The 19581-nt window shown below is 44.4% G+C and carries 16 protein-coding genes; 3 read left to right on the top strand and 13 right to left on the bottom strand.

From position 1 onward, the window contains the following. Positions 1–147 precede the first annotated feature (147 nt). From treF to AVL57_RS01620, 3 genes are all read right to left on the bottom strand, one after another. Positions 148–1659, bottom strand: coding sequence for an alpha,alpha-trehalase TreF (gene treF, locus AVL57_RS01630; protein WP_057794506.1), 1512 nt, complete (start codon positions 1657–1659; stop codon positions 148–150). A gap of 1 nt (position 1660) precedes the next feature. Next, positions 1661–2899 carry an MFS transporter gene (locus AVL57_RS01625; RefSeq protein ID WP_057794508.1) on the bottom strand — a complete coding sequence of 413 codons (1239 nt, stop codon included), beginning with the start codon at positions 2897–2899 and terminating at the stop codon, positions 1661–1663. 111 nt (positions 2900–3010) lie between these two features. Beyond that, positions 3011–4033, bottom strand: a complete 1023-nt coding sequence (locus AVL57_RS01620) for a LacI family DNA-binding transcriptional regulator (protein ID WP_057794510.1) — start codon at positions 4031–4033, stop codon at positions 3011–3013. Positions 4034–4344: 311 nt separating this feature from the next. Between AVL57_RS01620 and AVL57_RS01615 the strand changes: the two genes are divergently transcribed. From AVL57_RS01615 to AVL57_RS01605, 3 genes are all read left to right on the top strand, one after another. Continuing rightward, positions 4345–6606 (top strand): TonB-dependent receptor, encoded by a 2262-nt coding sequence (locus tag AVL57_RS01615; RefSeq protein WP_057796424.1) that lies wholly within the window; start codon positions 4345–4347, stop codon positions 6604–6606. A gap of 174 nt (positions 6607–6780) precedes the next feature. Further along, positions 6781–7665 carry a protease HtpX gene (gene htpX, locus AVL57_RS01610; protein ID WP_057794512.1) on the top strand — a complete coding sequence of 295 codons (885 nt, stop codon included), beginning with the start codon at positions 6781–6783 and terminating at the stop codon, positions 7663–7665. A gap of 17 nt (positions 7666–7682) precedes the next feature. After that, complete coding sequence (locus AVL57_RS01605; RefSeq protein ID WP_057794514.1) at positions 7683–8363, top strand: haloacid dehalogenase type II; 681 nt, start codon at positions 7683–7685, stop codon at positions 8361–8363. Positions 8364–8394: 31 nt separating this feature from the next. On the opposite strand, the gene AVL57_RS01600 is transcribed toward AVL57_RS01605, so the two are convergent. From AVL57_RS01600 to AVL57_RS01555, 10 genes are all read right to left on the bottom strand, one after another. Then, positions 8395–8673, bottom strand: a complete 279-nt coding sequence (locus AVL57_RS01600) for a hypothetical protein (protein WP_057794516.1) — start codon at positions 8671–8673, stop codon at positions 8395–8397. A 413-nt stretch (positions 8674–9086) separates the two neighbouring features. Beyond that, positions 9087–10133, bottom strand: a complete 1047-nt coding sequence (locus tag AVL57_RS01595) for a protein-glutamate methylesterase/protein-glutamine glutaminase (RefSeq protein WP_057794518.1) — start codon at positions 10131–10133, stop codon at positions 9087–9089. Then, on the bottom strand, positions 10105–10737 hold the full coding sequence (gene cheD, locus AVL57_RS01590; RefSeq protein ID WP_057794519.1) for a chemoreceptor glutamine deamidase CheD: 633 nt from the start codon (positions 10735–10737) through the stop codon (positions 10105–10107). The genes AVL57_RS01595 and cheD overlap by 29 nt, the downstream gene beginning before the upstream one ends. A gap of 14 nt (positions 10738–10751) precedes the next feature. Next, on the bottom strand, positions 10752–11582 hold the full coding sequence (locus tag AVL57_RS01585; RefSeq protein WP_057794521.1) for a CheR family methyltransferase: 831 nt from the start codon (positions 11580–11582) through the stop codon (positions 10752–10754). 3 nt (positions 11583–11585) lie between these two features. Next, on the bottom strand, positions 11586–14126 hold the full coding sequence (locus tag AVL57_RS01580) for a PAS domain S-box protein (protein WP_057794523.1): 2541 nt from the start codon (positions 14124–14126) through the stop codon (positions 11586–11588). Positions 14127–14177: 51 nt separating this feature from the next. After that, complete coding sequence (locus AVL57_RS01575) at positions 14178–14681, bottom strand: chemotaxis protein CheW (RefSeq protein WP_057794525.1); 504 nt, start codon at positions 14679–14681, stop codon at positions 14178–14180. Continuing rightward, positions 14678–16750, bottom strand: coding sequence for a chemotaxis protein CheW (locus AVL57_RS01570; RefSeq protein ID WP_057794527.1), 2073 nt, complete (start codon positions 16748–16750; stop codon positions 14678–14680). The genes AVL57_RS01575 and AVL57_RS01570 overlap by 4 nt, the downstream gene beginning before the upstream one ends. Before the next feature lie 36 nt (positions 16751–16786). Beyond that, positions 16787–17152, bottom strand: a complete 366-nt coding sequence (locus AVL57_RS01565) for a response regulator (RefSeq protein WP_013785776.1) — start codon at positions 17150–17152, stop codon at positions 16787–16789. A 59-nt stretch (positions 17153–17211) separates the two neighbouring features. Then, entirely contained in the window at positions 17212–18399 is a 1188-nt protein-coding gene (locus AVL57_RS01560) for a methyl-accepting chemotaxis protein (RefSeq protein WP_057794529.1), read from the bottom strand. 290 nt (positions 18400–18689) lie between these two features. Further along, the gene (locus tag AVL57_RS01555) at positions 18690–19442 is read right to left on the bottom strand and encodes an META domain-containing protein (protein ID WP_057794532.1); all 753 of its coding nucleotides are present in this window, start codon (positions 19440–19442) and stop codon (positions 18690–18692) included. Between the last annotated feature and the right edge of the window lie 139 nt (positions 19443–19581).

The following is a 19581-nucleotide window of genomic DNA, read 5'->3' as shown; positions in this document are numbered from 1 at the left end:
CATTCAGTGTATAGCTAATACCTTGTGGAGCCAGCGCCTTTGCAATCAGCGCCAAATATAAACTGCGACTAGCGCCGCTAACCCTGTTTTAAATCTTAAATTTATAAATCAAAGATAAAGGCGTTAGCGGAACTAGCGGCTTTTCGTTTAGCCTTGCATAGTTTTAAAGCGAGTATAAACACCGTTAGTCCAACCAAACCCTAGCTGAACTTCGTACTCTCCACCGCTTGCCGTTTTGTCAGGCTCGCACACGTTATACTTTTCTAGCATTACGCCAGTTTGCGCAAAATGCTCTTCAATGGTTTGCGTAAAGCGATTAATAATGTCGCTCGCTTCCTCGGTAAAACCATAATTTAGTAACCCTTTCACCGCAAACCATTGCAGAGGTGCCCATCCATTTGGCGCATCCCATTGCTGGGTGGTGCTATTGGCTGTAGTTACTATTCCGCCGCGGGCTAACAAGTGAGTTTTAAGGGCAATATTAACCCCTTCAGCCTGCGCATTGGTGGCAAGATCTACAAACAAAGGAACGGTGGCAGCTGCCGAAAGCACAGCAGTTTGCGTAGCACTGGGGAAGTGGTAATCGTAAAAACAGGCTTTGTCTTCATTCCACAAATACGTATTTATTGCCTGCTTTCGATTAGTAGCGGCTTCACGGTATTTTTTTGCATTGGCTTCACTGCTAACCCGCGCTAATTTATTTTCAACAAAATACAGCAGTGCGTTCAAGTCAACAGGCACTATTTCAGTAGTACGAATACTAGACAGGGCGTTTTCATCGGCAAGCCAGCGGGAACTGAAATCCCAGCCTGATTCACATGCGGCTCTTATATGGCGGTAAAACTCTACCGATTTTGCGCCTACCTGCTCGGCCGTTTCTATGTCTTCTCTGTACGACTCCGGACGTGGCGAGGCTTCGCTATCGTAATACCGGTTAAGTAAAGCACCGCTAGGCATGCGCACTAGGTGTTCACTTGCTTGCTTAGCGTCTTGCGTGTCGCTTATGCTTTGCGCACCATTCATCCAAAAAGCATATTCTTTTTCGATGCCAGCTATAGCCCTTTGACGCTGTGTTTCACTTAACTTTTCCTCTACTAACGAAAACATTAGTGCCAGAACAGGTGGCTGACTGCGAGTGTAATAATAGGCGCGATTTCCATTTGGAATACAGCCCACTTCATCTAATATGTCTAAGAAATTTTCCAACATGTTAATTACCATGTCAGCTTTTCCAGAATCAATTAACCCTAATGCGGTAAAGTAACTATCCCAGTAATAAATTTCTCGAAATCTGCCGCCAGGTACTATGTATGGGCGTGATAGGCTAATTAAGCTATCCACATTGTTTGCATCTGGTGTACGGGTAAGCACATCCCACATATGTTGCACATACTCTGGCACAGTAGTAAAAGCTCCCCCTGCACGGCTCGCTACCATATCCGGCATTTTGAAATGAGTGCCAACGAAAGACGACAAACTAAAGCCCTCGTTATTCCTCTGCTGCTCGTATTGGCTTATCACGTTCTGCCAATCACCTAATACAATGGCATCGGCAAAGGTTTTGCTATCTTCAAATAAAGCCGCGTTTTGTACATCTTTAAACAAATTGCTTTTAAAGAATGGCAAGCAGTTTCGCCAGCCACTTGTTGTTAATGCCATATTACGCGGTATCCTTTAACACTATTGAAGATGTTGCTCGTTTAAAAAAGAACAGGGTAGCAAGCAATGCACCTATGGGAATAAGCGATAAATAGAACGCTTGCTGCCCGCCCATTGCTTCAAATACATAGCCGGTAATAATAGAGCCAGTGGTACCGCCAAGGGCAGAGAACACCACGATTAGGCCTGTCATAGGGGCGTGTTGTACTTTGGGCAATGCACTTAACATTACAGAATTAATAACAGGGTAAATGGGTGCCATCATTAACCCAATGAGCGGAATAAGGTACGCCGCTATTGGTGCATCTACCCAGCTAGCAATAAGGTTCTCATCTACCTTTTCAGCTAAAGGCAAGCTTAATAGCATGACGGCGGCCATCCCCACTAAACAGGCGTTCATGAAGGGATACCAACTTACTCTTGCTAGCACCACTCCGGCTAATAGGCGGCCAACAGCAAGTGCTACGGCGAAAATACTGGTAATTTGAATACTCACTTGGGTAGGTAAACCCAATACTTCTCGGTTGAACGTTGGCAACCAAGAGCCTATCCCCTGCTCAATCAGAACGTAGAGAAACACTGAAATAATAAAGATGAGCACTAAAGGTTTATAGGCAAGTTTAAGCATATCGATAAACGCTGTACCTACCCCTACTTCCTTGTTTACCTCTGGTTTTTGAATGGGCGCGGCTAGCACCAATAAAATCGTTACGGCAACTAGAGCGGCAATTAAGTAATACACATTCATCCACGAAAGAGATGCTTCATTTGTGGGGTCGATAAAGGCAGCAAACACCCAATAGCCAGAAAGTACACCCAACATGAAAATACCTTCAATGGTATTCATCAGCGAGCTATGCGTTTTGGTGCTAGAAGAGAGTTGGCCAATAATGGCGTATACCGACACTTTTACTAACGCAAAGGCTGTGCCTATGCCCGCGAATAAGAGTTTTATAACCCAGAAGCTGCCAACATTAGGCGTAATAGCGCAAAGTGCAGCCACCAGAATAAGGCCGAATAGCATTGATACTTTGTAGCCAATGCGGGGAATGAAACTCGCAACAAGAAAAGATACCAACGCAATGGATAAGTCTTTAAATCCTTCGAGGGTGCTGGCTTCTGGTTTCGACACATCGAAACTGTTTATCGATTGCAAAATAACCGTACCCACACTGTTTAGCAGTATGGCAAACACATAATAGCTAACGGCTATTGCAGCGATAATCAACAATCGGGACATGTGTAAACACTCTGTTAACTTAATTAAGCCGGAGTGTAGACGGATAAAAATAAAAATGCAAACGTTTGCATTTACCTTTTATTTTCTCTTACCAAACCACATTTAAGTACATTAATCGTGTTTACTTGAACGGCGAACCACAAGTTGGGTATCTACTACGTAACTTGCTGTTTGTAGGCCTTCAAACTGGCGAAGCAATTGCTCTACCATAGCTGATGCGGCTTGCTGGGTGTTTTGGCGTATGGTTGTTAGCGCCGGATGCATAAGTTCAGCTAGCGAAATATCGTCGTAGCCGACAATACCCACATCGCTTGGAATACCAACGTAGCGCTCTTTCAACGCTTTAAGTGCGCCAAGCGCTACCATGTCGCTTGAACACACGATACCGTCGAAATCTAAGCCGTTCGCTTTTACTCTTTGATTTATATACTCGTAGGCCGCTTTAGACGTTATATCGATAGTGCAGGTACAATCGCTGCTCACTGAAATATTGGCATTTTGATGCGCTTGCAAATAGCCCTTATAACGCTCTTGCATCTCGGCGTGCTCTGCATCACCTAAAAACAACACACGCTTGGCGCCCTTTTGTAGCAGGTGCGTGGTGGCGTCGAATCCACCTTGGTAATTATCTCCGCCAACAATAGGATAGTTAGCTTCACTTTTAGGGTCGCCCCACACAACAATTGGAACACCGGCTTCGGCGGCACGGTCAATTTTCTTAGTCGACTTCCCCTGCCCAATTACAATCATTCCATCGGCGCGCTGACTGTGAATAAAGTAATTCGCCCAATCATCCGATGCCATAAAAGAATTTGATAGCAGCAGCTCGTAGCCTTTGGCGTTAAGCGCTTGGTTCAACTCCCCTACCAGTTTCAGCAAGAACGGATCGGTGGTGCTTTGTTCGGTATGATCAATTAAGTTTAAAATTACTGCGATAACATGAGTTTTTTGTGTACGTAGCCTACTAGCAGCCGCATTCACGCTGTAATTGTGCTCCTTTGCCAAGGCCTGCACTTTAAGCCGTGTTTCTTGCTTAATTAGCGGATTATCCTTTAGCGCTCTTGAAGCTGTAGAGGTAGAAACCCCAGCTAACTTTGCTAGCTTGGCTAACGTTAATTTTGTTTCTGAACTCAAGTTATTTAGCTCTCTCTTTTTTTCAAACTATACCGAGAAATACGTGAAAAGCCTATGCTCAACGCATAGCCTTCTAAGTCTCTGTATCCCAAGTTAATTACTTCTATTCATTAAGTCTTAATACCAAACTACTTCGCAAACAAATATTAACACGCTTAAACAAATATTTTGCAATCGATTGTATTTTACCCTTGCAATCGTTTGCAAAGAGATCTATTTTGTTGCTCATTCCCGAAGCGAGTGACATTTTTTTAACCTGTTTCACGCATTCGGTTAACAACGCCCAAAACTTATTTTCAGGAGCACACACCATGAAAACGTTGTTCACAAAAGGAATGCTAGCCACTGCAATTTCTTTAGCGTTAACCCAAACAGCCTTTGCACAAGAAGAAACAAAACAGGCTACTGCAGAAAATACTGAAGTTATTGTAGTGAGTGGAACGCCAGGCGGCGCAGGAATAAGAAAAATTGATGCAAGCTTTGCTGTCACCAATATTGATGCCAGTGACATTGAAAAATTGGCGCCTAAATCTACTGCCGATTTGTTCAAAGCCATTCCAGGGGTTTGGGTAGAAAGCTCTGGCGGTGAGTCAGGTGCAAACGTATTTGTTCGAGGCTTTCCAGGCGGCGGCGATGCACCTTTCCTTACCATTGCACTAGAAGGCTCACCTATTTACCCCGCCTCTACATTGTCATTCTTAGAAAACTCTCAAATGTTTAGAATAGACGACACCATTGAAATGGTGGAAGGCTTACGTGGTGGCCCTAACCCTGTAGTGAGTAACGGCCAACCCGGTTTAACCACAAACTTTCGCTTAAAACGCGGCGGTGAAGATACTGAAGCCAGCGTGAAATATACGGTATCTGATTACGGTTTGAATCGGGTTGATCTTGTACTTAGCGGTGCACTAGCCGACGATCTTTACTACATGGTAGGCGGTTACGTAAAAAGTTCTGATGGTATTCGCGATGCTGGGTTTAGCTCTGAAGAGGGTAACCAATTCACGGTAAATCTAACCAAAATTTTCGATAAAGGTGAGTTGAACCTTTATACCCGTCAAACTGACGATCACGGCACATGGTACTTACCTACCCCGCTTAATGTAGATGGCATTGATGCAAACTATACGCAAATAGGTCCGTTAAACCGTCAAGCCACCATCAACTACGGTCCAGACAATGCTACCTCTGAGTCTTTCGACTTTGGCGATGGTCGCGGCTGGGATGGTCATGTGAGTGGTGGTAGCTTAAAGCTTGAATTAGGTGGCGGCTGGCATTTAGTTGACCGATTCAACCTGACTAAAGGCGCAGCAAACACCTTTGGCTTAGTGCCAGATGGTTCTGCTGTTACCGTTGCCGATGTGGCTGATAATGGTGAAAGCGCTACAGGTGCGGTTACTGGAAACACCTACGACGGCGACACCCCTATTCAACAAATTGGCCGTTGGGTTGTACTGAAAGACGTTGAGTCATTCACTAACGACTTAGCCGTATCTAAATCATGGGACAACTTCGATACCTCTTTTGGTATTTATAGCGCAACCACCAAAGCAGAAGACTGGTGGAGCATTGGTAACCAAGCTTACTATGCATTAGTGCCTGGCGGCGAAATGCTTGACGGTATAGCTTGTAATAACAGTGCTGAAGGCTGTGGCTGGAGCTACGATATAAACTCGGTAGGCGATGCCAGCACATTTGCACTGTACGCCACTAGCACTTGGTACGCCACTGAAAACTTAAGCATCGACTTAGGGCTTCGTCGTGAAAACCATGAAGTAAGCTATTCAGTAGATGAAGGCTTAGATGGCGTAATAAACAAAGCATTAGAGTATGACGAAAACAAAACCTCGTGGACGTTAGGCGCTAACTACGCGCTCAATGACTTTAGCGGCGTGTTTGTTCGTATGAACCGTGGCTACAAGATGCCTTATTTCGATGACTTTCGTGATAACTGGGGTGCTTATACAGGCGGTAACGATTTAATTAAAGAAGTTACCCAAGGCGAGCTTGGCTATAAATACATGAATGACAACATTCAGTTTTTTGCCACTGCGTTTGCCAACGAAGTCAAAGGCGATACCTTTGTACGTCTTCCAGGTGCACCGGCTGAAATTTTAACAAACGAAGCTTACGGTATTGAGTTTGACGGAAAGTACAACCACGACTCAGGTTTCTCACTTAGCGTAAATGCAACGCTTCAAGAAACTGAAATTACGGCAAGCGCAACCAATGAAGGTAATGAAGCCCAGCGTCAGCCTGGTTGGCAAGTACGTATGACCCCAAGCTATGGTTTCGACGTAGGCGATATGTATGCCACAGTATACGGTACTTTTTCAGCCGTAGACGACCGCTTTGGCGATAACGAAAATACAGTAGTGTTAGAAGGATATGAAAAAGTTGATGTGGGTATGACACTTGAGCCTACCGATGCCCTTCGCGTTCAACTGTCTATAGATAACCTAACAGACGAACAAGGTATTACCGAAGGCGATCCTAGAAACCCTGATTCACCTAACGGGCGCTACATCATGCCAAGAAGCATGAAGCTTAGCGTGTCATACCTGTTCTTTTAATTAACAGGCTATAAGCTACTAAACCAAAGCCGATGATACTTATCATCGGCTTTTTTTATTGCCCCCTCTTTGAAGCGCAATATTTCGCCACCATAATATAGCTATCGGTTTGTTTCAGTTTATGTAACACCTAAACTTTTACCTTAGCCTTTTACCTCAAGATAGAGACATTATATGAAACGGGTTTTCTTATTCCTTGTTACCAACTTAGCCGTAGTATTAGTGCTAGGTGTTGTGCTGAATATTGTGTTTGCTGCCTTTGGTATTGATAACCGCAGCATCACAGGTTTATTGGTTTTCTCTGCTGTTTTTGGTTTTGGCGGGGCGCTTATCTCTTTAGCCATGTCGAAATGGATTGCCAAACGAAGCACTGGGGCACAGGTGATTGACAACCCCACCACCCCCACTGAACGCTGGTTAATTAATATGGTGTCAGCACAAGCTAAAAAAGCAGGTATTGGCATGCCAGACGTAGCAATTTACGACTCCCCTGAAATAAACGCATTTGCAACCGGCATGAATAAGAACAATGCCTTAGTTGCCGTAAGCAGTGGCTTATTAAATGGTATGAGCGAAGATGAAGCGGAAGCTGTGCTTGCCCACGAAGTATCACACATTGCCAATGGCGACATGGTTACCCTTACGTTAATTCAAGGGGTTGTGAATACCTTTGTTATCTTCTTAGCACGGGTTATTGCCGGTGCTATTTCGAATGCCACCCGTAGCAGTAATAGCGCAGGGAGCGCCTTAGGGGGCTTTGCTTATTATGGCATTGTGTTTGTTCTTGAAATGCTGTTTGGTATTTTGGCTAGCATTATTGTGATGTGGTTTTCCCGTCAGCGTGAGTATCGCGCCGATGCAGGCTCAGCCAAACTAGTGGGTAGACAAAAAATGATAGCGGCGTTAACACGCTTAAAATCGAACAGTGAAAGCCAGCTAGATGGCACCATGATGGCCTTTGGTATTTCGGGTAAGTCAGCATTTTCAGAATTATTTATGAGCCACCCGCCCTTAGATAAACGTATAGATGTGCTCAGACGTCGCGCGAAAGCGCAATAATAAAGGGAATTACTACCATGACAGCACCTAAAGCGCTTTTTTTCGACATTAACGAAACCTTGCTTGATATGGCAGAAATGAAGCATGGCTTGGCACCATTGCTTGGCGGCAATGAAGACTTAGTCGATTTGTGGTTTGCGAATCTTCTACATCACTCTCTTGTCGATATTGCGTCTAACCAGTTTAACGACTTTATCAACATTGGGGCGGCAGCCTTGGTGATGGTGTCGCACAGTAAAGGCTTTACGGTTTCTGAAGACGAAGCCCTTAATGCCATAAAAAGCCACATTACCAAGCTTCCTGCACATGATGATGTAAAGCCAACACTTGCAAAGCTTCAATCGTTTAACGTGCCTTTAGTGGCGCTGTCTAACTCCTCTATTGAAGGGCTAAAAGCGCAACTGGAATTTGCTGGCATTAAAGAATACTTTTCCCATGTACTAAGCACAGAGCAAATTAAAACGTATAAGCCTTACCCCGATGTATATCGCTGGGCATGCAAAGAGGTTGGCGTTGAGCCCAAAGATGCCATGATGGTAGCGGCACATGGCTGGGACGTGAGTGGTGCTAAGGCTATAGGTATGCAAACCACATTTGTTAGCCGACCTGGCAAGATGATGTATCCGTTAGGGCTTAAACCCAACTTGAACGTAGAAAATTTAACTGAGCTTGAGCAAGAAATGAAAAAGGGCGCATAAAGCACCCTTGATATATAACGTGTAGCAGACTTTAGTTATCAGTTTTAGCAACTAATTGTCTACCTTTAAACCCATTTGTCGAACAGTTTGAACGTTTTGTTTCTAGCGCACCCAACTGGCGCTTTAACCAAGACTTTTGAATACCCGATTTCGCTGCATTCATTTCGCCACTGACTCGTGAAATTTCTTTACCCACATTCACGCACGCTTTAGCGGTTGGCTGAAACCCGCCATTTGCTGAGGCTACAGAAGAAAATGCTGCAGATGATATTACCATTGCGACTGATGCGATTAGAGCTTGCTGTTTCATACGATTCCCCAATGGCCTGATATAGTTCAAGCTCATTTATTTTAAATAGAGATAAGGCTATCCGATACCCTGATTTGTGTTGAAACTATAGCAATTATGATCTTATTTTTAGGTGTTAGAAATTATACCTAATGATAATAAATTCAGGTATGCCGTAACGTCCCATGCCATTTATTTCCCCGTCATGTATTCGTATTGCTCATGATTTTTAGGGGCGTTGCTAATGTTTCTTATATTGTTATCGACCCATTGTTAGAATTCACGAGAACCCTTCCGTAGTTGAGGTTACAGTAACAGCTTTCTGTAACAGCAATGTTATCGTGACAACAGATCCGCTTTATTAAAACATCAAATAAATCAGCTAACAAGCTAAGTGGAAAACTTAGCGACAACATAGATTAAACAAAATCTACTTAAAGCCGTGTTCCTACACCAATCGACTCTAATGTATCGAGTATAGCATCTGCTAGCGAAGCTAGCGGCGTAACGTAGGTAGCCGCATTTAATTCTATTGCCACCTTGGGCATTCCAAACACAACACAGCTTTTTTCATCTTGGCAGAACGTAGTAGCTCCTTGTTGTTTCATTTGCAGTAAACCGTTCGCACCATCGCGCCCCATCCCTGTTAGCAAAACACCTACAGCATTTGCGCCAGCATTGGTCGCTAATGAATTAAAAAGTACGTCTACAGAAGGTTTATGCCCTGATTCTCTTGGTCCATCAGACAAGGCAATTCGATAATCTGCGCCGCTACGCTCAACAACTAGATGTTTATCACCCGGTGCTAAATAGGCATGCCCTGGTAACAAACGCTCTCCGCCTTTTGCTTCACTTACCTCTATTTCACACAAGCTGTTTAACCTACGGGCGTAGGTTGTGGTAAAGCCCGGTGGCATGTGCTGGGTAATAACCGTGGCAGGTGCATTTCTAGGGAAATGCATGAGTACATCCTTAATTGCTTCTGTGCCACCAGTAGACGCCCCTATTCCTATTACCTTTTCGCTGCCGGTATAGCGCATAGCGGCATGTTGTGACGCGCGTGATTGGGTAGGTGCACTTAATGTGGAGTGTGCCGCCATTCTAATTTTTTCCGTTATTACCGAGCGATACTCTTCCATACCTTGCGCCACACCTAGCTTAGGTTTTGGTACAAAATCTACTGCGCCTAGTTCTAACGAACGAAGTGTAGCATCTGCCCCCTTTTCGGTTAACGTAGACACCATAACCACCGGTGTAGGGCACGCTTTCATCATGACTTCTAAAAACCGTAAGCCATCCACCTTGGGCATTTCAATATCAAGGGTGATCACATTAGGCTTAAACTCTTGTACCATTTTCTTTGCTACAAACGCATCGGGTGCCGCTCCAACCAAAAGCATGTCAGCTTCATTATTAATAATTTCAGATAACAACTGCCTGATAAGTGCAGAGTCATCTACCACGAGAACTTTGATGGGCATTGTCAGGCTCCGTTAGCGAGAAATCATCGGGGTTGGCTTGCTGAGATAGCAGCGTTCGGTGGCTAGATTCACGCTCATACAAACTGGCATTGTTGAAGTTCCTAATTCGCTTCATATACACATTACCTTCATCGGGTAGAAAGTATATTTTGCGGGCGTAGTCTGACATTAAGTCGCTATTTAATAGTGGGATGTTTTCCCTAGTTAAATAGTTAACTACAAACTCCGCGTTAATTCTTCCAATATCTTGTTGCACGAACCCCGCGAGTACTTTGCCTCCGCCGAAAGCTTTAGCTACCAGCTTTTCCTTTCGTGCCCCAAGCGTGATGAGCTTTTCAATAAGCATATCCATAGCATGCACGCCGTATTTAGATGCAAGGTTGCTGTCTAGCTCACTGGCTAAATTTAATTCAGGCAACATAAAATGGTTCATGCCGCCAATTTTCTTTTCTGGGTCGTAAATACATGCGGCAACACAAGACCCTAAAATAGTAACCAACACTTTATTAGAAGCAGTGGCAACGTACTGCCCGGGTAATAATTTAACGGCTTCTTTTCGAAATCGGTTGTCGAAGTAACTAATAGGTTGTTCATCTTGGCTCATACTGCTAACCCCTTTTAATTTGCTGGCCGATAAATAGTTTTACCCATTGGCCGTACCAACTCAGGGTACATAGTGAAGTTTTCAGAATGACCAGCTACATACATTCCCCCAGGTTTCATTAACTTAACCATGCGGGATAGAATTTTACGCTGGGTGTCTCGATCGAAGTAGATCATGACGTTTCGACAAAAAATAATATCTATTGGGCTTTCAATGTCCCAAGTAGGAGACATCAGGTTTAGGGTTGCAAATTGCACCATACGCCTAAGCTCATCGGCTACACGCACTTTTCCTAGCTGCGCGCCTTTGCCTTTATAGAAAAACTGTTGGCGATAGTGAGGAGGTAATTGTTCAATGCCGCTTGCACTATAAATTCCTGCGGCGGCTTTTTGTAACACGCGGCTGTCGATATCAGTGGCAACAATAGACACAGGGGGAGTAAAGGTGCCATATACCGATGCCACCGTCATGGCAATGGAATAAGGCTCTTCCCCCGTACTGCTGGCCGAACACCAAATCCGTTTGGTATTAGGGTGCTGCTTTAAGTACGTTGAAAGCGCCTCAAAATGATGAGGCTCTCTAAAGAAGGAGGTTAAGTTAGTCGTTAGCGCGTTAACAAAATGCTCTTGTTCTTGGTGGTTGTCGGCCACTACTGCCAAGTAGTCTTTGAAACGGGTTAATTTTAATATGCGCAAGCGCCGCGCTAAGCGGCTATACACCATGGCATCTTTAGAATCGGCTAGGCGAATACCGGCACGCTCAAACAGTAGCCGCCTAACTTTATCGAAGTCCCGCCGACTGTAGGCAAATTCCCTTTGCGCCACTACCTCGTGTAACTCCGTCATACACTAAAAGGCCTCCCATTCTGCTTCATCTGGAGACGTTGGATTTAACGCTACTCTTGGCTTAGAAGGCCCAGGCCCAGATATCGCTCTTGGCGCAGACGTAGGAAACGATGTCATGCTATTCGATGACGCAGAGGCTGAACTAAAATTTTGCTGCCCCACTTTAAATACAGCGACCCGCTGGGCTAGCTGTCCAGATTGCTGCCTCATACTGTCTGCAGCGGCTGCCGCTTCTTCTACAAGCGCTGCATTTTGCTGGGTCATTTCATCCATTTGCACCACGGCATTGTTCACTTCTTGAATACCGGTGGCTTGCTCAGAACTCGCCGCAGCAATTTCTGACATAATGTCGTTCACCCGCTTAATTGCTGTGACGATATCGGCCATGGTTTCACCAGACTTATTCACCAACACATTGCCATTGGTAATCTTCTCTACCGAGGTTGAAATAAGCCCTTTAATATCTTTAGCCGCTTCAGCTGAGCGCTGGGCTAATGTGCGTACTTCCGATGCCACTACAGCAAACCCTCGGCCTTGCTCGCCAGCTCGTGCCGCTTCTACCGCAGCGTTTAGGGCAAGTATGTTGGTTTGAAATGCAATGCCATCAATAACACCAATAATGTCAGAAATGCGCTGGGCCGAATCGTTGATTTCTCCCATGGTATGAACCACTTTTTCAATCACCTTTCCGCCCTCTGATGCTACATCTGAGGCCTGACTGGCCAAGCCTTTCGCTTGGTCAGCGTTTTCCGCATTCAGTTTTACCGTCCCTGTGAGCTCTTCCATAGCCGATGCGGTTTCCTCTAGGCTAGACGCTTGCTGCTCGGTTCTACTTGATAGGTCAGCGTTTCCTGTGGCAATTTCATTAGAGGCGGTATCAATAGTTTCCACCGCATCGTGAATTTTAATGATGGTGTCGCGTAGTTCATCTACAAACTGATTGATTGACTCACCAAGTACTTTGAAGTCGCCATCTAGTGGCTCTTCAATGTTATGCAGTAAATCGCCTTCAGTAAGCTTAGACATCACGGTTTTAATGCTGTCTACCGCTACCGTGCGCCCCGTAATATCGGTGGCGTACTTCACCACCCTAAAGGGTTTGCCATTTTGATCAAGTATGGGATTGTACGAAGCCTGAATATAGACCGCATTGCCTAATTTACTAATACGCTTGTACTCGCCACTGGCGTAAACCCCTTTGCGTAATTGCTCCCAAAACGCCGCGTATTCTGGGCTATTTTTAAAAGCAGCCTCTACGAATATGCTGTGATGTTTTCCTTTCACTTCATCTAGGGTATAACCAAGTGCCGATAAGAAATTACTGTTGGCATCTAAAATCACGCCATCTAAATCAAATTCGATAACCGCTTGTGACTTACTAATGGCGGTTAGCTGGCCTTCGAAGTATGCATTCTTAGCTTTTTCAGCGGTAATATCAGTGGCGAATTTAACCACCTTAAAAGGTTGCCCGTTGCTGTCTAAAATAGGGTTGTAAGAAGCTTGGATCCAAATTTCACTGCCCCCCTTACCTAACCTTTTGAATTCACCTGTTCGATAGTTACCTGCTTGCAAATCTCTCCAAAATGCAGCGTATTCGGGGCTAAGCTTTACTTCCTTTTCCACAAACGTACTATGATGCTTACCTTTTACTTCCTCTAAGGAATACCCCATCACACTGAGAAAATTATCATTCGCGGTAAGAATATTGCCTTGTAGGTCGAACTCGATAACAGCTTGCGACTTGCTAATGGCATTAATTTGCCCTTCATAATCGGCGTTTTGCTTTTTCTCATCGGTGATATCGATAGCAAATTTCACGATAGCGGTAACCTTGCCACTATGATCAAAAATAGGGTTGTAAGAAGCTTGAATCCAAACGTCTTCGCCTTTGTTATTTACTCGGCAAAACTCACCGCTGTGTGCTTCACCGCTTCGTAATACTGACCAAAAATCTTTGTATTCTTGGCTACCGGCGTACTCGCGAGTAACAAACAAACTGTGATGCTTACCTTCAACTTCGCTCTCTGAGTACCCCATGGCAGATAGAAAGTTTTCATTCGCTTTAACAATATTACCGTCGGGAGTAAAAAGAATAACCGCTTGGCTTCGGTTAATGGCATTAACCATACCGGCGCGCTGATCTTCTTGTTCGCTGTCATTCCATTGCACAACATATTGCGCGGGATCTGAGCTTGACGCACTAAGGGCGGTAATATTAAGAGTAAACACGGTCTCGGCCATTTGCGCATAGAGGCTGGCTTCACGGCACTGCAAAATGTCGTTCAGCAGTTGGGTATTTCCCTTTACGATCGTCGATAAATTCTGCCCTTTCAAAGAAGCATGACCACCGTGAGTGGATACCGTAAAATCATCAGGATATTGCTGCGCCAACGTTAAAAAAGCAGGGTTGTGATATACAATATTACCCGCGCCATCAATTACCATAATGCTTGCGGTGCTTGCATCGAGGATCTGCGTTTTTAGCTGCGCCTCGTGCTGTGCAGCTTTAAGCTCATCATTGTTGAGAAAGTTAAACACGCCCATAACCAGTTCATCCTAAATTTGCGAAATTTTTTACCGTTGCAGTCTTAGTTGTTACGCGTCTTCGTTAACGCTTTCGGGAGCAACTAAGCCCATTTCTTCGCTGGTGATAAGGCTTTCAATATTCACCAGAATAACCATCTGACCATCTACATCTGCTAACCCGTGCAAGTAACGGCTGTCAAAAGCCACACCAAATTCAGGTGGTGCTAGAATTTGGTCTTCCATTAAACGAATAACGTCCGATACGCCATCTACTACAATGCCCACAATGCGATCTTGAATATTAAGCATAATCACGATGGTAAATTCGGTGTAAGTGGCCTCGCCAACATTGAATTTAAGGCGTAGATCTACAATTGGCACAATGTCCCCTCGTAAATTAATAACCCCTTTAATAAAGGCTGGCGCGTTAGCAATTTTAGTGACTTGCTCGTAGCCACGAATTTCTTTCACGGTTTTGATATCTAAAGCGTAGTGCTCATCGGCGAGTACGAAACTCAGATATTCTTTGTCATCGCCCCCGATAACTGCTTGATGTAATGCGGTATCACTCATGCGAGCATGTCCTCTAATTGACTTGAGGTATAAGTAGTTGCGATAGAGTCGGCATCAATAATGAGTGCAACTTTTCCGTCGCCCATGATGGTAGCGCCTGCAATTCCAGCTACTTTTCGGTAGTGATCTTCTAAGCTTTTGATTACCACTTGCTGTTGGCCAACTAAGGCGTCTACCAGCACCCCGAAACGCTTCTTACTGCTTTCGAGTAGCACCACAATGGCTTCGGTGGGTTTTCGGTTGGCGTTTTCTACGTCCATATAATCGTGAAGAGGCACAAGGGGCCAGTATTGGTCGCGAATATAAAGTACCGTATCGTTGCCCAAGGTTTTAAGCTGACTGGCTGTGGGCTGAAAAGACTCCACAATGTTGAGCAAAGGGATAACAAAAATCTGATTTCCCACAGTCACGCACATGCCATCAACAATAGCGAGAGTGAGTGGTAAATGTATAAAGAAGCCCGATCCCTCTCCTAATGAAGACTCTATTTCTATGCGCCCACCAATGGCTTCAATATTCCGCCTTACCACATCCATGCCCACACCACGGCCAGACACATCGGTTACCGCTTCGGCGGTAGAAAAACCAGCTTGAAAGATAAGCTGCCACACTTCACTGTCTGGCATGTCATCGCTAACGGCTAATCCGTTGGCGTGTGCTTTATCTAAAATACGGGCTCTATTCAACCCGCCGCCATCATCGATAATGCTAATGATAATACTGCCGCCTTTTTGCTCAGCGCCTAGTATCACGGTGCCCATTTCTGGTTTTCCGGCAGCACGTCGCTTTTCGGGCAATTCAATGCCATGATCGATACTGTTTCTAACCAAATGTGTTAACGGGTCGACCAGCTTTTCAATCAAGCTTTTGTCAATTTCTGTGTGGGCACCTTGCAAGACTAAATCGACCTTTTTGTCTAGCTTGCCAGCCAAATCACGCACCAGCCTAGGGAAGCGATTGAATGTCGCTGTCAGTGGTAACATTCTTACTGACATTACCGACTCTTGGATTTCTCGGGTATTGCGCTGCAATTCGTCTATCGCTACCTGCAAACGCTCGCCTACCTGCCCATCTACTTCCTGCCCAATCAAGGACAACATGGATTGAGTAATAACAAGTTCACCAACGAGGTTGACCATGGCATCTATTTTACCGGTGTCTACTCGAATAGAAGCACTGTCTCGCCCACCCGATTTTTTTGCTGGCCTAGCTGGCGACTTTGAAATACTGGGAGGCGGCGAGGTAGATTTGTTTGCAGCGGCGTCGGGCGCAGTAGAGCTCTGTATGGTATTAGTGGGAACAGGTGATGTGGGCGATTCTTTAAGTACGGAATCATTCGCTTTTAAACTTGGCTTGGGCATATCTGCGGTGTCGAAAAAACCAAAGCTTTCGTCACTGGCTACTGTTGTTATTGCAGGTACGTCTGGTTCATCAAAAAATCCGAAGCCGTCGTCTTCTGCGCTAGCCACTTGTTCGTTGGGAATATCATCAAAAAATCCAAAACCATCATCACTTGGTGTCGACAATTCGTTGTCACTGGTTGCGCTCTGTTGGCTGATATCTAAGGTGGTGTCAGGCTCATCATCAAAAAAGCCAAAAGCGTCGCTGTCAGGTTCATCTTCAAAAAAGCCAAACGCGTCGCTATCGCTAGAAGCCTCAATATATGTATCTGTATCTTGGGTTTCTGTTAGCGCTCTTTCCAGCTTGGTAATACTCACTGCAATGGCTTGTTCTGGCACATCTACTTGATCGCGATAGGCCGCTAATGTCGCTTTTAATACATCAAGGGTTTCTAGTAACAGGTTAACGATATTAGTGGTAACTGATAACTCTTGATTACGGGCCTTATCTAACAGGTTTTCCATTACATGGGTAAGATTCATTAAGGCATTGAAGCCAAAAATGCCACTTCCCCCTTTAATAGAATGGGCCGCGCGGAAAATACTGTTTAGTTCTTCCGAGTCAGGCGAGTCTACATCAAGGCTAATTAGCAGTTGTTCCATATCGTCGAGATGCTCATCGCTCTCGTCAAAAAACACGCCATGAAACTGCTCAATATCGATGCTCATTCTGAATCCTTCCAGGCCGGTATGATGTGAAAAGGATTAGCCTAAAACGCGCTTTGTCACATCTAGCAGCTTATTAGGATCGAAAGGTTTCACCATCCAACCTGTAGCGCCCGCCGCTTTCCCTTTGGCTTTCATCTCTGGGCCCGCTTCCGTGGTAAGCATGACAATAGGCGTGCGATTAAAACCGCTTAAACTACGCAAGTTTTTGATAAGTGTTAAACCGTCCATGCGGGGCATGTTTTGATCGGTCAATACAAATCCAAATTGCTGAGACTTACATTTGTCTAATGCTTCTTGACCATCTTGTGCGGTGGTAACTGTGTAGCCAGCACCTTTTAAGGTCATCTCTACCATCTGACGAATTGATATAGAATCGTCAACTACTAAAATATGCTTGCTCATACTTTCTATTCCCTAACTGCCTAAAAGTAACTACATTTAATGTCAAAATCCTTTGTACCCTAGAATAACTCTACCTCTCCCGACTGCATGGATGTTGCAGAAACTGGGTTGTGGTCGGTTTTTCCTCGTTGGGCAAGCGCTTGTTGGTAAGCCTTTAATTCAGAAGCAAAAGCCTCTAAATTTTCAGGCTCTAGTTGTTGGAGTCGCTCGATAATAAATTTTACAATATCTTTCGTATAATCAATGTGCTGGCCATTTATATCGCCAAACTGCATACCTCTTATCGCGTTATTTATTGCATCATCTAGTTGTTGTCCAATACCCTCTAGTTGCTTAGTGGTAACTTGGTCTGATTCTGCTTTACGAATAATGTCTTTTAGCTCTTTACTGATATGATTTTTGGCTTCAACCACATGGGAAATGTCTTGAGAAGCAACAAATTCGGCGGTTTCGGTGAGCTTGTCTACCAACCCTTTAATATTCTCTACCTGCTTCTTAATAACATCACTGAATTGGGTTGAGCGGGTAGACAGGGCTCTTACTTCATCCGCCACCACGGCAAAACCTCTTCCAGCTTCACCGGCCCGCGCTGCTTCTATGGCTGCATTTAACGCTAACAAATTAGTTTGAGCTGAAATATCGTCTATTCCACTAAGGGCATCAATAACCGTGGGCATTGCTTGTTGAATGGTTTGTACTTGGCTCATTAAATGCTGTGTTGAAGACGACATTTTTTCGGTAGAATCGATAAAACTCACAAGAGTGCTATCGGTATTTTCAGCAAAATTGCGCATTTTATCTGAGTAAGCGGTGTTGTTTGTTGCATCGATACTAAGCAGAGCATCAATACAATTAACCTGTGCAGCTACGAGGTCTTTTAAGCTGGTAAAGGCTTGACTAAGGGTAACAACCGCATCATCTTGAGTTGTTTTAATAGAAGACAGGTTTCCCTCACATATTGATAGCGAGTGGGCAATCTCTCCCCCTGCTAATGCAATATTATCTTCCACATGAGCCGTGCTGGAATATGTTTCTTCAATAGAGGAATTGGCATCAGACGATGTTCTCTTACTTGATGCGTAAGCAACAAAGCCTATTAGTACCACCGTAAGCAAAATAAAGCCGAAAAGCGCTGAGCCAAAAAAGAACAGCGCCCAAGATGCCAATAGCCCTACCACTGCGCCTGCCAGATAAATATTATTGCTACTTTCTGATTGTGTAGATGAACTTTCCACGTTTGAATGCAAAAGGATCTCCTTATACCTTGCCACTACTCCTTCATCACTCCAGATTTAACCGAGTGAAATGTGCATGATGTGTGTTCAATGTCATAAAGGTACTTACTCTTAAATTAATAAGAAGTAAGTAGGCAACGCGTTAGTCAATGTTGATTACAATATGGACTAAGCGTAGTACCCAATTTGGAAAGTTGGCAAGTAACGAGATGCGAAAAACTGTTATATGTGCAAAAAAACCTATAAAAGTCGGCGAACTGTAGATGTAACCTGTGGATATGAACTCAAATAACCTAGTTCAATTACTTAGTGCATGAATACGATTGGTTTTGTAGGCTAAGAACGGCTGAATTCCCCTTGTTCCAAAATTCTGTATTCATACCGATATAACGCGCCCCTGAGGCTGAACGCGTACGCTGCAATATATGAATATTACCTTTTTCAGATAGCTTGATTGTTTCTGGGCTTAAAAAGCGCACCACAATGTTTCCTGCGGTTGCACAATTAAACTGATGCGTTCCCGTGGTCGCTATATCCATTTTTTCATTCTTCGCCGTGTCTTGTGCTGACATTCTTATTAACTTCAGCCTTTGTTTACCGGCGTTATCATAAATAACCAACCAAGCGCCCTTTTGAATAGTGCCCTTTTGAATTTCGTAACGACTGGCCGTTTCTAGTGCTTTCACAAAGCGCTGCTCTTGCGCTGACATGGCACCTACACATGCGCGGCGAGTCGTTACCAATTTAGATGTTGCAAACTCACCTTCTGCTAATTCGCCCGCTTTTAAATTAAGTATGCCCGAAAATTGATTACAGCCAGTAAAGCCTGAAATTCGATTTTTTGTTACCAACTCCACGGTCATCATACTGCTATCGATAATGCCGCCCATGTCGATGCTTTCCACCTGCCAAGTACCTGTTAGGGTAATTGCAGATTCATCTTCGTTCACTGAAGCCCCGTCTGTTGACGTTTGCGAGGGGTTATTACTACACCCAACAATGGTAAAAAGCACGCTCAACACAATAAAAAGCGAATTAAGAAAATGAGAGGGCATTACTAGTCCTTGCCGTTTTAAGATGAAGAAAAAAGATAAAAGTACGAGTGTACAATATTGCGTAATGTGTGCTGAAAGTAGCAAATATACTTAATGTTTGGAAGCGATACCTCAAGCAACTTGCAAATAAGAACAATTA

Source organism: Alteromonas stellipolaris, assembly GCF_001562115.1.
Taxonomy (GTDB): domain Bacteria; phylum Pseudomonadota; class Gammaproteobacteria; order Enterobacterales; family Alteromonadaceae; genus Alteromonas; species Alteromonas stellipolaris.
Note: the sequence above shows the minus strand (reverse complement) of the source record. Positions and strands in the feature narration are given on the sequence as shown.

Excerpts from the sequence above, each read along its gene's own strand:
- AVL57_RS01555 (WP_057794532.1), bottom strand. The coding sequence starts at position 19,442 with ATGCCCTCTCATTTTCTTAATTCGCTTTTTATTGTGTTGAGCGTGCTT.
- AVL57_RS01575 (WP_057794525.1), bottom strand. The coding sequence starts at position 14,681 with ATGAGTGATACCGCATTACATCAAGCAGTTATCGGGGGCGATGACAAA.
- cheD (WP_057794519.1), bottom strand. The coding sequence starts at position 10,737 with ATGAGCCAAGATGAACAACCTATTAGTTACTTCGACAACCGATTTCGA.
- AVL57_RS01600 (WP_057794516.1), bottom strand. The coding sequence starts at position 8,673 with ATGAAACAGCAAGCTCTAATCGCATCAGTCGCAATGGTAATATCATCT.
- htpX (WP_057794512.1), top strand. The coding sequence starts at position 6,781 with ATGAAACGGGTTTTCTTATTCCTTGTTACCAACTTAGCCGTAGTATTA.
- AVL57_RS01570 (WP_057794527.1), bottom strand. The coding sequence starts at position 16,750 with ATGAGCATCGATATTGAGCAGTTTCATGGCGTGTTTTTTGACGAGAGC.
- AVL57_RS01585 (WP_057794521.1), bottom strand. The coding sequence starts at position 11,582 with ATGACGGAGTTACACGAGGTAGTGGCGCAAAGGGAATTTGCCTACAGT.
- AVL57_RS01605 (WP_057794514.1), top strand. The coding sequence starts at position 7,683 with ATGACAGCACCTAAAGCGCTTTTTTTCGACATTAACGAAACCTTGCTT.
- treF (WP_057794506.1), bottom strand. The coding sequence starts at position 1,659 with ATGGCATTAACAACAAGTGGCTGGCGAAACTGCTTGCCATTCTTTAAA.
- AVL57_RS01625 (WP_057794508.1), bottom strand. The coding sequence starts at position 2,899 with ATGTCCCGATTGTTGATTATCGCTGCAATAGCCGTTAGCTATTATGTG.
- AVL57_RS01580 (WP_057794523.1), bottom strand. The coding sequence starts at position 14,126 with ATGGGCGTGTTTAACTTTCTCAACAATGATGAGCTTAAAGCTGCACAG.
- AVL57_RS01565 (WP_013785776.1), bottom strand. The coding sequence starts at position 17,152 with ATGAGCAAGCATATTTTAGTAGTTGACGATTCTATATCAATTCGTCAG.
- AVL57_RS01615 (WP_057796424.1), top strand. The coding sequence starts at position 4,345 with ATGAAAACGTTGTTCACAAAAGGAATGCTAGCCACTGCAATTTCTTTA.
- AVL57_RS01595 (WP_057794518.1), bottom strand. The coding sequence starts at position 10,133 with ATGCCCATCAAAGTTCTCGTGGTAGATGACTCTGCACTTATCAGGCAG.